Raw genomic sequence first — 13,065 nt, 5'->3', positions numbered from 1 at the left:
AGAACCACCGCCGTCGAGCATCGGACATCGCCCCCCGGGACGATTGCGCAAGCTCTAAACTGTCGCCGTGGACGCAGCGGAGACAGTGGAGACGGCCGAGGTGACCGGCTGGGAGGTCGCCGTCCTCGACGGCGGACCGGCCGACGGGATGCGGGTCAAGGTGGCCGACCGGCCCCGGGTCGTGCAGGTGTCGTACCCCTGCCGCACGGAGGGCGCCCCGTCCGGGGTGCGGGTGGACGGCGTCTACGTCTACCGGCTCGATCACGGCGTGACGGACGAACCCCTGCGGTACGGCTTCGACATCGCCTGCCCCTGACTCGCTCAGTCGCTGGAGAGCACACCCGCGCGGTGGCGCTCGTGGCGCCTCCTCGCCACCAGCAGGCCCACGGCGTACAGGGCGAGGACGGCCCCGAGCAGTCCGTAGTACACGCCGGGCAGGGGGCCCAGGCCCAGGGCCGCGCCCGGCGGGGACGCGGGCAGGAGCAGACCGGTCGCGGCCAGTGCGGCGGCCGACCAGGTCACCGGGCCCGGCCGCCGACCGCCCCTGCCGAGTGACCCCAGGGACAGCAGCACCATCACCACGGCCTGCGTCAGCAGGTTCTCCGTGAACCAGCCCGAGTGGAACAGTGCCTCGTCGTCGCCCGGCCCCCGCAGGGCGAAGGCCAGGACCCCGAAGGTCGCCAGGTCCGCCACGGCGTTCAGGGCACCGAATCCGACGATGAACCGGAGCAGCTCCCTGGGGTCCAGGACGGTCGGCCGGCGCAGCGCCGACGGGGCGGGACGGTCGTGGGCGAAGGCCAGTTGGGCCGCGTCGAAGCACAGGTTCTGGACGAGGACCTGGGCCGGGAGCATCGGCAGGAAGGGCAGGAGGAGGCCCGCGGAGAGCATCGCGATCACGTTGCCGAGGTTGGAGGAGAGCGTGATGCGCAGATACGTGGCGATGTTGCCGCCCGCGTGACGGCCGGCGGCGACCGCGTGGCCGATCGCGGTGAGGTCCTTCCCGGCGAGGACGAGGTCCGCGTTCTGTCTGGTCACCCCGGCCGCGTCGTGTGGGGCGATGCCCACGTCGGCGGTGCGCAGGGCGGGCAGGTCGTTGACGCCGTCGCCGAGGAATCCGACCGTGTGGCCACCGGTCTGCAGGGCCCGGGTGACGCGGGTCTTGTGCTCGGGGGTGCAGCGGGCGAAGACGGTGGTACGGCGGGCCAGTTCGGTCAGTTCCGGATCGGTGAGGGTGTCGAGGCGTTCGGCGGTGAGGACGCCGGCCACCGGGACCCCCAGGTCACAGCAGGCCCGGACCGCGGTGCCCGGGTGGTCGCCGGTGAGGACCTTGACGGTGACGCCCCGCCCGGCGAGCTGGGCGAGGGCCTCGGCGGCGGTGGGGGCGAGGTCGTCCCGGAGGGTGACCAGGCCGCGGAAGGCGAGGCCGTGTTCGCGGGGGCGGTCTCCGGCGGGGAGTTCGGTGGTGGCGACCGCGAGGACGCGCAGCCCGTCCGCGGCCTGCGCGTCGGCCAGGTCGCGCAGCCGGGAGCGCTCGTCGTCGGACAGGGAACAGCGTGGCAGTACGGCGTCCACGGCCCCCTTGGTGATCAGGGTGTGCGTGCCGAACCGGCCGGGGGTGCGGACGACAACGGTGGCCAGGCGGCGGGCCGGGTCGAAGGGGAGGGCCGTGACGCCGTCGTACGCCATGAGGGTGTCCTCGTCGGCGGCGGTGAGCAGGGCCTCGTCCAGGGCGTCGGGGGCGGGCAGGTCGGCGAGCTGGAGCGACCACCAGGCGGCGGCCGCCGCCCAGCGCAGTACCTCGGGCTCGTCGTGGCCCTCGGCGTCCAGGGCCCGGTGGACGACCGGGCGGTCCCGGGTGAGGGTGCCGGTCTTGTCCACGCACAGCACGTCCATGGCGCCGATGTCGTGCAGGGCGGGGAGCCGTCCGACGATGACGCCGTGGGTGCGGGCCAGGAGGGCGGCGCCGCGGGCCAGGCAGGTGGTGACGAGGAGCGGCAGCATCTCCGGGGTCAGGCCGACCGCCACCGCGACGGCGAAGGGGAGGGTCTCCAGACCCCGGCCGCGCAGGGCGGCGTTGGCCATCAGCACCAGGGGCGGGGTCAGCAGCGCGAACCGGATCAGGATCCAGGAGACGCCCTGGACGGAGCGTTCGAAGCTGGTCGCCGGGGGTTTTCCGGTACGGCGGTGGGCGGCGGCGAAACGGGTGTCGCCGCCGGTCGCGACGACCACGGCGGTGGCGCTGCCGGAGGCGACACTGCTGCCCTGGAAGCAGTACCGCGGGTCCTGGAGGACACCGCCGTCCCCCGGCCCGTCCTCCGCGGACTTCTCCACCGGCGCGGACTCTCCGGTGAGCGCGGCCTGGTGGACGGCGAGCCCGCTCGACCGCAGCAGTCGTACGTCCGCGGGGACCAGGTCGCCCGGCCCGAGCCGTACGACGTCTCCGGGGACCAACTCCTCGACCGGGATCTCACGGGTGACCGGGGGCGTGTCCTGGCCGGCCCGGCGCTGAACGGTGACGGTGGTCGCCACCAGGCGGCGCAGTCCCGCCGTGGAGCGGCCGGCCCGGTGCTCGCCGGAGGCCCGCAGGACACAGCTCACCACGACCAGCAGCAGGATCACCGAGGCGGTGCCCCAGGCGAAGACGGCGGCCGACACCAGTCCCAGACAGAGCAGCACCGCGGTGAAGGGGTCGCGCAGGCTCCGTGCGAACAGGCGGGGCCAGGAGGGGTCCCGGGCGTCCGGAACCGCGTTCTCACCGAACCGCGCCCCCCGCTCCTCGGCCTGCGCCTCGGTCAGCCCCCGCGGCCCGGCACCGAGCCCCCGGAACACCTCGTGAAGACTCCCGCCACCATCGGCCGCAGAAGGCAGCACCCGTAGGACGGGAAGACCGGGCGGGGGAGCACCGGCAGGAGTGCCGGAGGCATGGGGAAGCGCGGCCACGGACGAGGTCTCGTCCTCCCCTCGCCCCCCCGACTGCTCAGACACCGGCCTCGCGCAGTCGGTCCGACGGGCCCGGGGAGGTCTCCCGGGCGGTCAGCTGGCCGACCATGACCCGGACCACGGTCACGATGTCGGGGTCGTCGATGTAATAGATCTGCCTACGGCCCTCGCGGCGGGACCGCACCAGCCCCGCGAGCTTCAGTTTCGCCAGGTGCTGGCTGACCGCGGGGAGCGCGCCGCCGACCCGGTCGGCGAGGTGGGTGACGTCGCTCTCGCCCTGGGACAGCGCCCACATGATGTGCAGCCGGGCGGAGGAGGCGAGGAGTCCGAACACCGCGGCCGCCTCGGTCAGCACCTCGACGGACGGGTCCTGGAAACCGCCGACGACCTTCGCCACAGCCCTCTCCCGTCACCTCGGAACGTTCGGCCAAGTGTAGGGGCGGCACCGTGACCGTCCCGCTTCGTCCGGTACCGGTCCCTCCCCTCGTGGGGACCGGTACCGGAGGAAGCGGGTGACCGTGAGCGGAATGTGGCCGAGAACGTACGGCGCGCTGGTTGGCGTGCGGGGCGCCGGACTGGTGGCCTGTCATGGCGTCGCCCGATGGCTGCGCCGCAGGGTCATGATCCTGCCAGCCAGGGGGCCCACAGAGGAGGTTCCGGTGCCGGAGACAGTGCGTTACCGCAGGTCAGCCATATAAAGTGGGTTTTCCGGTCCGGATTCAGCCGCGAGGGAAGTAAGGGGTGGAAGACCTTGAGCTCCGACTCAGGAGCACGCACGGCCTTCGCGGAGCGTCTCGCCCTGTTGTACCGGGAGGCAGGGAATCCGCCCCTCAAGCGGGTGTCCGAGGGAGTCGGCCGGCTCCAGCGCGTCGACGAGCGCGGGCGCCCCGTCCGGGTGTCCGCACAGCGGATCAGCGACTGGCGCCGGGCCCGGAACGTGCCCGCTCAGTTCACCGCCCTCGCGGCCGTGCTGCACATCCTCATTCCCGAGGCCCGGCGGATCAGTCCCACCCCCGTCTCGGCCGGTCTGTACGACCTCGGCCAGTGGCAGCGGCTGTGGGAGCGCGCGCTGGCCCCGGACGAGGACGAAGGCCCCCCGCCCGAGCCTCCCGCCGGGGTCTGCCCGTACCGCGGTCTCGCCTCCTACCGGCGGGAGGACGCCCGCTGGTTCTTCGGCCGGGAACGCAGCACGGAGGCACTCCTGGAGCTGCTCCGCTCGGCGGCCGGGACCGGCGGCGGTCTGGTGATGCTCGTGGGCGCCTCGGGCGCGGGCAAGTCCTCGCTGCTCAACGCCGGTCTGGTGACCGCCCTGGAGGAAGGGGAACAGGCCGGGGAAGCGAGCGGCCGGGCCATCCTCCAGTTCGTGCCGGGCGCCGATCCGCTCGCGGAACTGACCCGTCGTATACCCGAGCTGGCACCGGTCGTCTCCGCCGCCGGGACCGGCGGTCCCGACATCGACCACCCTCCCGAATTCGCGCACGCGGTGCGGGAAGCGGTCGCCTCGTGGGCTCAGCGCGAGGCCGCCGCCGCCCGGCCGGTGATGATCGTCGACCAGTTCGAGGAGGCGTTCACCCTCTGCTCGGACGAGACGGTCCGGCGTACGTTCGTCCAGGTGCTGCACGCCGCGTGCACGCCCGCAGGGCCGGACACGCCCGCGCCCGCCCTGGTCCTGCTCGGCATCCGCGCCGACTTCTACGAGCGCTGCCTCGACCATCCCGAGCTGGCCGACGCGCTCCAGCACCGGCACATGGTGCTCGGGCCGCTCACCGGCGGGGAGCTGCGTGAGGCCGTGACGGGTCCGGCCCGGGCCGTGGGCCTGGAACTGGAGCCGGGGCTCGCGGAGCTGATCGTGCGCGAGGTGAGCGCCGACGGTCCGCGCGGGGCGCACGTCGCGGGCGTCCTGCCGTTGCTCTCGCACGCCCTGCTCGCGACCTGGCAGCGCCGCAAGGCGGGCCGGCTGACCGTGGCCGGCTACCGCGCGGCCGGCGGTATCCAGGGCGCGGTCGCGGCCACCGCCGAGCGGGCCTGGTCCGGCCTGGACCCGGCGGCGCGTACGGCGGCCCGGTTGCTGCTGCTGCGTCTGGTGCGGCTCGGCGAGGACACCCAGGCCACCCGCCGGCGCGGCACCCGGCGCCGGCTGGCCGCGGAGTCGACCGACCCCGCCAAGACCGAGGAGTCGCTGGAGGCCCTGGTGCGGGCCCGGCTGGTGACGCTGGACGCGGAGACCGTGGAGATCACCCACGAGGCGCTGCTGACGGCGTGGCCGCGGCTGCGCGAGTGGATCGACGAGGACCGCAGCGACCATCTGCTGCGCCAGCGCATCGAGGAGGACGGCCGCTCCTGGGAGGGCTCGAACCGTGACTCCTCGCTGCTGTACCGGGGTTCGCGGCTCGAACAGGCGCGCACCTGGGCGAAGTCCGCCGGGGACACCTATCTGACCCGCAGCGCGGTGGAGTTCCTGGCCGCCTCGGTCCGGCTGCGCCGGCGTTCGGTCCTGATCGCACGGGGCGCGGTGTCGGCGCTGGTCGTCCTCGCGATGGTGGCCGTCGGGTCGGCGGTGGTGGCCTGGCAGCAGCGCAACGACGCCGTGTTCGAGCAGGTCGTCGCGGAGGCGGACCGCGTCCACTCCACGGATCCGTCGCTGTCCGCCCGGATCGACCTGGTCGCACACCGCCTCAGGCCCGACGACGAGGGCACCAACACCCGGCTGATCTCCGTCGTCAACGCGCCGCTGGCCACCCCGCTCACCGGGCACACCGGCGCCGTCTACCTCACCTCGTTCAGCCCGGACGGCAAGCTCCTCGCCACCGCGAGCTACGACCGGACCGTCCGGCTGTGGGACGTCGGCGACCGCCGGCACCCCAAGGCGCTGGGCGAACCCCTCGCCGGCGGCACGAGCTGGGTGAGCAGCGCGGTGTTCAGCCCGGACGGCAGAACGCTGGCCAGTGCCGGGGACGACGGGAGGATTAGGCGGTGGGACCTCACCGACCCCCGCCGACCGAAGCCGCTCGGCGCTCCCCTGACCGGTCACCGCGGCACCATCTACCTGATCGCGTTCAGCCCGGACGGGCGCACGCTGGCCTCCGCCGGCGAGGACCGCACCGTACGGCTGTGGAACACCCGCGACGCCAAGGAGCCGCCCGCCGTCCTGACCGGAGCCGGCGCCGCCGTGCGCTCCGTGGCGTGGAGCCCCGACGGGCGCACCCTGGCGGCCGGCGGGGACGACAACACGGTCCGGCTGTGGAACACCACCGATCCGCGCCGGCCCCGGGCGTACGACAACGTGTTGAAGGGGCACACCGGTCTGGTGCACTCGGTGGCCTTCAGTCCGGACGGGACGGAGCTCGCCACCGGCAGCGCGGACGACAGCGTGCGGCTGTGGGACGTGAGCGACCCCGCCCACCCGGGTCCGGTCGGCTCACCGCTCACCGGCCACAGCGGTCCCGTCTGGTCCGTGGCCTTCAGCCCCGACGGACGCATGCTCGCCGCCGCCAGCGCGGACAGCACGGCGAGCCTGTGGAACGTGAGCGATCCCGCGTACCCCTCACAGGTCGGCGAGCCCTTGGCCGGGGCGAGCGGCGAGATGTACGCGCTGGGCTTCAGCCCCGACGGCCGGACCCTCGCGACCGGCAGCGGCGACAGCAAGGTGCGGCTGTGGTCGATCCCGGCGGGAGACCTGGTGGGCAGCAGCGGGGCGTTCCGGCGGGACGGCGAGGTGCTCGCCACGGCCGGCCGGGACGGGCGGATCCGGCTGTGGAACGTGACGGACCCGGCCCGGCCCGTGGCCCTGGGCAAGCCGTTCACCCCCGTGGCGCGCGACCCGGACTCCCAGGTGTTCTTCTCCCCCGACGGCCGCACCCTCGCGGTGCTCACCACCGGCCGGGTCCACCTGTGGAACGTCACCGACCCGGCCCACCCCGTCCCCCACGGTCCGGCGCTCGTCCTGCGCACCCGGTTCATGGGTCCGGACGCACTGGCGTTCAGCCCGGACGGACGCACCCTGGCCACCGCGTACGACAGCCGCAGCCTTCAGCTGTGGGACGTCACCGACCCGGCCCACCCGGTCTCCCACGGCCCGATCGCCGGCCACAAGGGGTACATCGACGGCCTCGCCTTCAGCCCGGACGGCCGCACCCTGGCCAGTGGCAGCGCGGACGGCACGATCCGGCTGTGGAAGGTCACCGACCCGGCCCGTCCTGCCCTGCTCCGCAAGCCGCTCACCGGGCACACCGGGCCCGTCAACGTGCTCGTCTTCAGCCCGGACGGGCACACCCTGGCCAGCGGCGGCAACGACGACGTGGTCCGGCTGTGGGACGTGACCGACCCCGCGCACGCCGAGCGGACGGGCGAGGCGCTCACCGGGCACACCGAGGCGGTCGTGTCGCTGACCTACAGCCGTGACGGCTCCACGCTGGCCAGCGGCGGCAACGACAACACGGTCCGGCTCTGGGACGTGGCCGACCCGTCCGCGGCCGGTCCCATCGGGCAGTCGATGAGCCCCAGCGCCAAGACCGGCAGCTTCCTCTCCTTCAGCCCCGACAGCCGCATGCTCGGGATCTCCAGCGGCGCGGACACCATCCGGCTGTGGGACCTGGACGTCGACGACGCGATCAGCCGCATCTGCGCCACCACCGAGAACGTCCTGACCCGCCAGGAGTGGCAGGAATACCTCCCGCGACTCTCGTACGACCCTCCCTGCGACTGACGCCCTTTACGTGATCCCGATCACAACTTCTTCACCTGCCCGAGCAGTCCGCTCCCGCTGTTCCCTTTGCCTTGTTAGTCTTGGCCACAGCCCGACCGCTGGTGCATCCCCCGTCGCCAGCGGTCGGGTCTTTTGCTGCGCGGGACCGGCTCATTTGTCGAAGCCGAGCTCCAGCATCCGGATCGCGTTGCCCCGCAGCAGCTTGTAGGTCACGTCCTCGGACAGCCCGGCCACGTGCTCCCACGCGACCTCCTTGGTGTGCGGCCAGGTCGAGTCGACGTGCGGATAGTCGGTCTCGAAGGTCGCGTTGTCCACGCCGACGGTCTCGATGGCCTCGATGCCGTGCTTGTCCCGGAAGAAGCAGCAGAAGATCTGCCGGTAGTAGTACGTCGACGGCGGCTCCGGGATCAGATCCTTGACGCCGCCCCAGGCCCGGTGCTCCTCCCAAACGTCGTCGGCGCGTTCCAGGGCGTACGGGATCCAGCCCATCTGGCCCTCGCTGTACGCCAGTTTGAGCCGCGGGAACTTCACCAGGACCCCGGAGAAGAGGAAGTCCATCATCGAGGCCATGGCGTTGTTGAAGGACAGGGACGCCTGGACCGCGGGCGGCGCGTCGGGGGAGGCGGCCGGCATCTGGGAGCTGCTGCCGATGTGCATGTTGACGACCGTCCCGGTCTCCTCGCACACGGCGAAGAACGGGTCCCAGTAGCCGGAGTGGATCGACGGCAACCCCAGATGGGTCGGGATCTCGCTGAAGGTGACGGCCCGCACGCCCCGTTCGGCGTTGCGGCGGATCTCCGCGACCGCGAGCTCGATGTCCCACAGCGGGATCAGGCACAGCGGGATCAGCCGGCCGGCGCTGTCCCCGCACCACTCCTCGACCATCCAGTCGTTGTAGGCGCGCACACAGGCGAGCCCGACCTCCTTGTCCTTGGCCTCGGCGAAGGTCTGCCCGCAGAAGCGGGGGAAGGTGGGGAAGCACAGGGAGGCCTCGACATGGTTCATCTCCATGTCCGCCACCCGGGCCTTGGGGTCCCAGCAGCCCCGCCGCATCTGCTCGCGGGTGATCCCGTCGAGGGTCATCTCGTCCCGCGAGAAACCGACGGCCGCGATGATCCGCTTGTACGGGAAGAGGTCACCCTCGTACTCCCACCAGTCCGTGAGCTGGCCCTCCGGATCGGTGGTGAACCGGTACTTCCCGCCGACGTACGCGAGGTCCCCGATGCCGGCGGTGAGCGGCTTCGGCCCCCTGTCCCGGTACTTCGCCGGAAGCCAGGTCTCGAAGAGGTGCGCGGGCTCGATCACGTGATCGTCCACGCTGATGACTTTGGGGATGTCCCTGGTGCCCGGTCCCGTTCCGGTTCCGCTCTCGGTGGTGACGGCCATTGCCTGCCCCCTAGCCGGTATCTGATGGGTCGTCAGATGCAGGCTAGGGGGAGGGCCCTGCCACGGCAAGGGCCATCAGGGGGTCGGGCGCACCGGGGCCGGGGACCGCGGCCGTCAGTTGTTCCAGGTCTAGTTGTTCCAGGTCTCGTCGTACGGGTCGTGCGGCGTCGGGACCGGCTTGGCCTCCGTGATCTCCAGGTACGGGATCGGGCGGCCGTTCACCGTGTCCTTGGTCCGCTTGGCCGTGTAGGTGCCGGTGACCTGGAGCCAGCCGTCCGGTTCGAGGACCGGCGGGACCTGCCCGGTGAGGCCGACCTTGACCGGCTGGGCGTCCGCCGCGCAGCAGTTGAGGGCCATGCGGACCAGGTAGGGCGTGCCGGAGTGGTCCAGGGCGACGAACCCGGTGATGGTGATCTGCCGTCCGGCCAGGCCCCGGCCGTGCTCGTAGACCGCGCGGCCCGCGTAGTCGGCGAGACCGAGCCGCAGGGGTCCGCTCGCCGGGAGCTTCGTATAGCCGTACGACTGCTGCAGGGCCGTACCCGTGCGCATCGCGCTGTAGGAGCCGAGGGCGGGCGGGGCGACGAGGATCAGGGCGAAGAGGGGCAGGACCAGGAGCCAGGAGACACGGGGTTCGCGGTGCGCGTGGTCCTGCTCCCCGGCCTTGGCCCGCCACTCGTACCAGGCCGTGGCCAGCGCCGTCGCGATGAGGACGACGCCGGCCGCCAGGACCAGCGGGCGCAGCCCCGCCTTGACATAGCGGAGGTAGAGGTCGGTGAGGCCCGCGTGCAGGAGGGCCGCGCCGAGGAGGAACAGGACCGCCGACTGTGCCTGCCGGTTCACAGCATCACCAGCCCGGTCAGGACCGAGACCACGATCGCCAGGGCGAGGGTGGCGGGGGCGAAGCGCAGGGCGAAGGCGCGGCCGAAGGTACCGGTCTGCATCGCGAACAGCTTCAGGTCGATCATCGGGCCGACGACCAGGAAGGTCAGCCGGGCGGTGAGCGAGAACTGGGTGAGCGAGGCCGCCACGAACGCGTCCGCCTCCGAGCAGATCGACAGCACCACGGCGAGCGCGGCGAGGGCCAGCACGGCGATCACCGGGTTCTCCGCCGCCGTACGCAACCAGGTCTGCGGGACGACGGCCTTCAGGGTCGCCGCCGCCATCGCGCCCACCACCAGGAAGCCGCCCGCGTGCGTCACGTCGTGCCGGACCGAACCCCAGAAGGCGGCACCCTTGCTCTGGCCCTCGTACGCGTGGCGGGCCGGCGGTTTCAGCAGGTCGGTGCGGCCCAGACGCAGCCACAGCCAGCCCATCGCGCACGCCACCAGCAGGCTCGCGACCAGCCGGGCCACGACCATCTCGGGATCGCGCGGGAAGGCGATGGCGGTCGCCGTCAGCACGATCGGGTTGATCGCCGGGGCGGAGAGCAGAAAGGCGAGGGCCGCGGCCGGGGTGACACCGCGCCGGACCAGCGCGCCCGCCACCGGCACCGACGCGCACTCGCAGCCCGGCAGCACCGCGCCCGCCACCCCGGCCACCGGCACCGCGAGAGCGGGGTTCTTCGGCAGGGCGCGGGCGAAGAACGACGGCGGCACGAACACCGCGATCGCCGCCGACAGCAGCACCCCGAGCACCAGGAAGGGCAACGCCTGGACGAGCACGGCGACGAACACCGTCATCCAGCTCTGCATGACCGGGGCGCCCAGAGCCCCCCGGATCGGCCCCTGGAGCAGCACCACCAGCAGCATCAACAGGGTCAGCACGAGGGGCGAGTCGAGGCGCCGCCCTTCCGCGTCCGGTGCCGGACGCCGGTCCTCGCCGGTGTCCCGCGTGGGCGGAGGCGCTTTGGTGATGACGGCCACGGCCGGGATCCCTCCGGTGGTGAGGTGCTGGTTCCCCTGCTGGTGCGTACGGCGGGGAAGGTCCGTTTGCTCAGAGTGCGCGGGGGTTTGGGGAATTCTTGGCACATGGAACGGGCCCGCGGGACCCGGCCGTGGCACCACCCGCCCCGGTGAGGCAGTCTTCTCCCTCGTGGGGAGCGTTCCGAACCAGAGTCCAGGGCTGCCGGGCGACGCGGCCGCGCACATGGTGGTGTGCGGGGACGACGGGCTCGCGCACCGTCTCGCGGCCGAGCTCAGAGGGGTCTACGGCGAGCAGGTCACGCTCGTCGTGCCGGCCTCCGAACGGTCCGTGCGGCCACCGGTGGTGGTACGGGCCCGGTCTGCGTCCGCGTTGCTCGACCGGGTGGTGACCCGCGCCGCCGGCCTGACCGGCAACGGTGGCGCGAGCGCCGGCAACGGCAACGGCGGTACCGCTTCCGTCGGCGAACCCCCGGGCGGCATACGGCTCATGGAGGCCGCCGAGCCGAGCGAGACGGCGCTCGCCGAGGCGGGCGTGGAACGCGCGGACGCGCTCGCGCTCGTGTACGACGACGACGAGACCAACATCCGCGCCGCCCTCACCGCCCGCCGCCTCAACCCCCGACTGCGGCTGGTCTTGCGGCTCTACAACCGGCGCCTCGGCCAGCACATCGAGGAACTCCTCGACCAGGCCGCCGCGTTGGCCTCCGGCGACCCGGCCGACGGGACCGGCTTCGACGCCTCCACGACCGTGCTCTCCGACGCCGACACCGCCGCGCCCGCACTGGCCGCCACCGCCCTCACCGGCACCAGCAAGGTCCTGCAGACCGGCGGCCTGCTGCTGCGGGCGGTCGAACGGCCGCCGGCCGGGGCCGGGGTGAGCCCCGATCCGGGTCTTGCCACGCTCGCCCTGCTCTCGCCGACCGACAGCACCGGGGCGGCCGGCGACCAGGGCCCCACACTGCTGCCGGACGCGGCAGCGGTACGGGACGGCGGCGGACGCGCGACCGTCGTGCTGGAGCAGGTGTCCTACGCCGGGCCCTCGCTGCCCGGCGGGCGGGGGGTGATGCCCTGGTTCGCCTCGCTGTTCTCGCGGCGGCTGCGGTGGTCGCTGGCCGGGATGGTGGGGTGCGTGGTCGCGCTCGCCGTCGCGCTGTGGCTGGTGACCGGGATCCATCCGCTGCGCGCGTTCTATCTGACGCTGCTCGACCTGTTCGCGATCGACGACCCCGCGATCGGTGAGTCCGTGGGGCGCCAGATCCTCCAGCTCCTTTCCGGATTCGCCGGACTGCTGCTCCTTCCGGTGCTCCTCGCGGCGGTCCTGGAGGCTCTCGGCACCTTCCGCACCGCGTCCTCCCTGCGCAAACCGCCCCGGGGCCTCGGTGGTCATGTCGTGCTCCTCGGGCTCGGCAAGATCGGCACCCGGGTGCTGACCCGGCTGCGGGAACTGAACATCCCCGTGGTGTGCGTCGAGTCCGACCCCGACGCCCGCGGACTGGCCACGGCGCGGCGGCTGCGGGTGCCGGTGGTGCTCGGGGACGTCACCCAGGAGGGGGTCCTGGAGGCCGCCAAGATCCACCGCGCGCACGCACTGCTCGCGGTGACCAGCGCGGACACGACGAACCTGGAGGCGGTCCTGTACGCCCGGGCCGTGCGGCCCGACCTGCGGGTGGTGCTGCGGCTGTACGACGACGACTTCGCGACCGCGGTGTACCGCACCCTGCGGGCCGCGCACCCCCGTGCGTCCACCCGCAGCCGGAGCGTCTCCCACCTGGCCGCCCCCGCCTTCGCCGGGGCGATGATGGGGCGGCAGATCCTGGGGGCGTTCCCGGTCGAGCGGCGGGTGCTGCTGTTCGCCGCGGTGGACGTGGGCGGACATCCCCAGCTGGAGGGGCGGACGGTCGGCGAGGCGTTTCGGGCGGGGTCCTGGCGGGTGCTGGCACGTGAGGAGTCCGGGGACTCTCCGGGACTGGCGTGGGACCTGCCGGACACGTATGTGCTTCAGGCCTCGGACCGGGTGGTGCTGGCGGCGACTCGGCGGGGGTTGGCGGAGTTGCTGGGGCGCAGGGGGCGGGCGGGTGCGTAACCGTACGCGAAGGATGTTCCGGGTCAGGTCGTCGCGCGGCTGCGGGTTCGTTGTGGCTGGTCGCGCCCCGCAGCGGAGCCGCATATCGA

The 13,065-nt window shown here is 73.1% G+C and carries 8 protein-coding genes; 3 read left to right on the top strand and 5 right to left on the bottom strand.

Translation table 11 applies throughout. From position 1 onward, the window contains the following. Window positions 1-85 precede the first annotated feature (85 nt). Window positions 86-316, top strand: coding sequence for a hypothetical protein (locus tag ACZ39I_RS22685; protein ID WP_451473085.1), 231 nt, complete (start codon window positions 86-88; stop codon window positions 314-316). A gap of 5 nt (window positions 317-321) precedes the next feature. On the opposite strand, the gene mgtA is transcribed toward ACZ39I_RS22685, so the two are convergent. Continuing rightward, a complete protein-coding gene (gene mgtA / locus ACZ39I_RS22680; RefSeq protein WP_467246130.1) occupies window positions 322-2,940 on the bottom strand; it encodes a magnesium-translocating P-type ATPase in 2,619 nt (872 codons plus the stop codon). 37 nt (window positions 2,941-2,977) lie between these two features. After that, on the bottom strand, window positions 2,978-3,337 hold the full coding sequence (locus tag ACZ39I_RS22675) for an ArsR/SmtB family transcription factor (protein ID WP_352387738.1): 360 nt from the start codon (window positions 3,335-3,337) through the stop codon (window positions 2,978-2,980). Between the two features lie 354 nt (window positions 3,338-3,691). Between ACZ39I_RS22675 and ACZ39I_RS22670 the strand changes: the two genes are divergently transcribed. After that, window positions 3,692-7,645 carry an nSTAND1 domain-containing NTPase gene (locus ACZ39I_RS22670; protein WP_467246129.1) on the top strand — a complete coding sequence of 1,318 codons (3,954 nt, stop codon included), beginning with the start codon at window positions 3,692-3,694 and terminating at the stop codon, window positions 7,643-7,645. 150 nt (window positions 7,646-7,795) lie between these two features. Here the strand turns inward: ACZ39I_RS22670 and ACZ39I_RS22665 are convergent, their stop codons facing one another. The 3 genes from ACZ39I_RS22665 to ACZ39I_RS22655 all read right to left on the bottom strand — a co-directional run bounded on the left by ACZ39I_RS22665 (window position 7,796) and on the right by ACZ39I_RS22655 (window position 10,893). Further along, window positions 7,796-9,031, bottom strand: a complete 1,236-nt coding sequence (locus ACZ39I_RS22665; RefSeq protein WP_467246128.1) for an amidohydrolase family protein — start codon at window positions 9,029-9,031, stop codon at window positions 7,796-7,798. A 129-nt stretch (window positions 9,032-9,160) separates the two neighbouring features. Beyond that, window positions 9,161-9,871, bottom strand: a complete 711-nt coding sequence (locus ACZ39I_RS22660) for a TIGR03943 family putative permease subunit (protein ID WP_467246127.1) — start codon at window positions 9,869-9,871, stop codon at window positions 9,161-9,163. Then, window positions 9,868-10,893, bottom strand: a complete 1,026-nt coding sequence (locus ACZ39I_RS22655; protein WP_467246126.1) for a permease — start codon at window positions 10,891-10,893, stop codon at window positions 9,868-9,870. The genes ACZ39I_RS22660 and ACZ39I_RS22655 overlap by 4 nt, the downstream gene beginning before the upstream one ends. Window positions 10,894-11,116: 223 nt before the next feature. Here ACZ39I_RS22655 and ACZ39I_RS22650 point away from each other — a divergent pair, with 223 nt between their 5' ends. Then, complete coding sequence (locus ACZ39I_RS22650) at window positions 11,117-12,976, top strand: NAD-binding protein (RefSeq protein WP_467246266.1); 1,860 nt, start codon at window positions 11,117-11,119, stop codon at window positions 12,974-12,976. Window positions 12,977-13,065 lie beyond the last annotated feature (89 nt).

The sequence above is a fragment of the Streptomyces sp. NPDC024687 genome, assembly GCF_055559055.1.
Note: the sequence above shows the minus strand (reverse complement) of the source record. Positions and strands in the feature narration are given on the sequence as shown.

Coding starts and splice junctions, on each gene's coding strand:
- ACZ39I_RS22665 (WP_467246128.1), bottom strand. CDS start 9,031: ATGGCCGTCACCACCGAGAGCGGAACCGGAACGGGACCGGGCACCAGG.
- ACZ39I_RS22650 (WP_467246266.1), top strand. CDS start 11,117: ATGGTGGTGTGCGGGGACGACGGGCTCGCGCACCGTCTCGCGGCCGAG.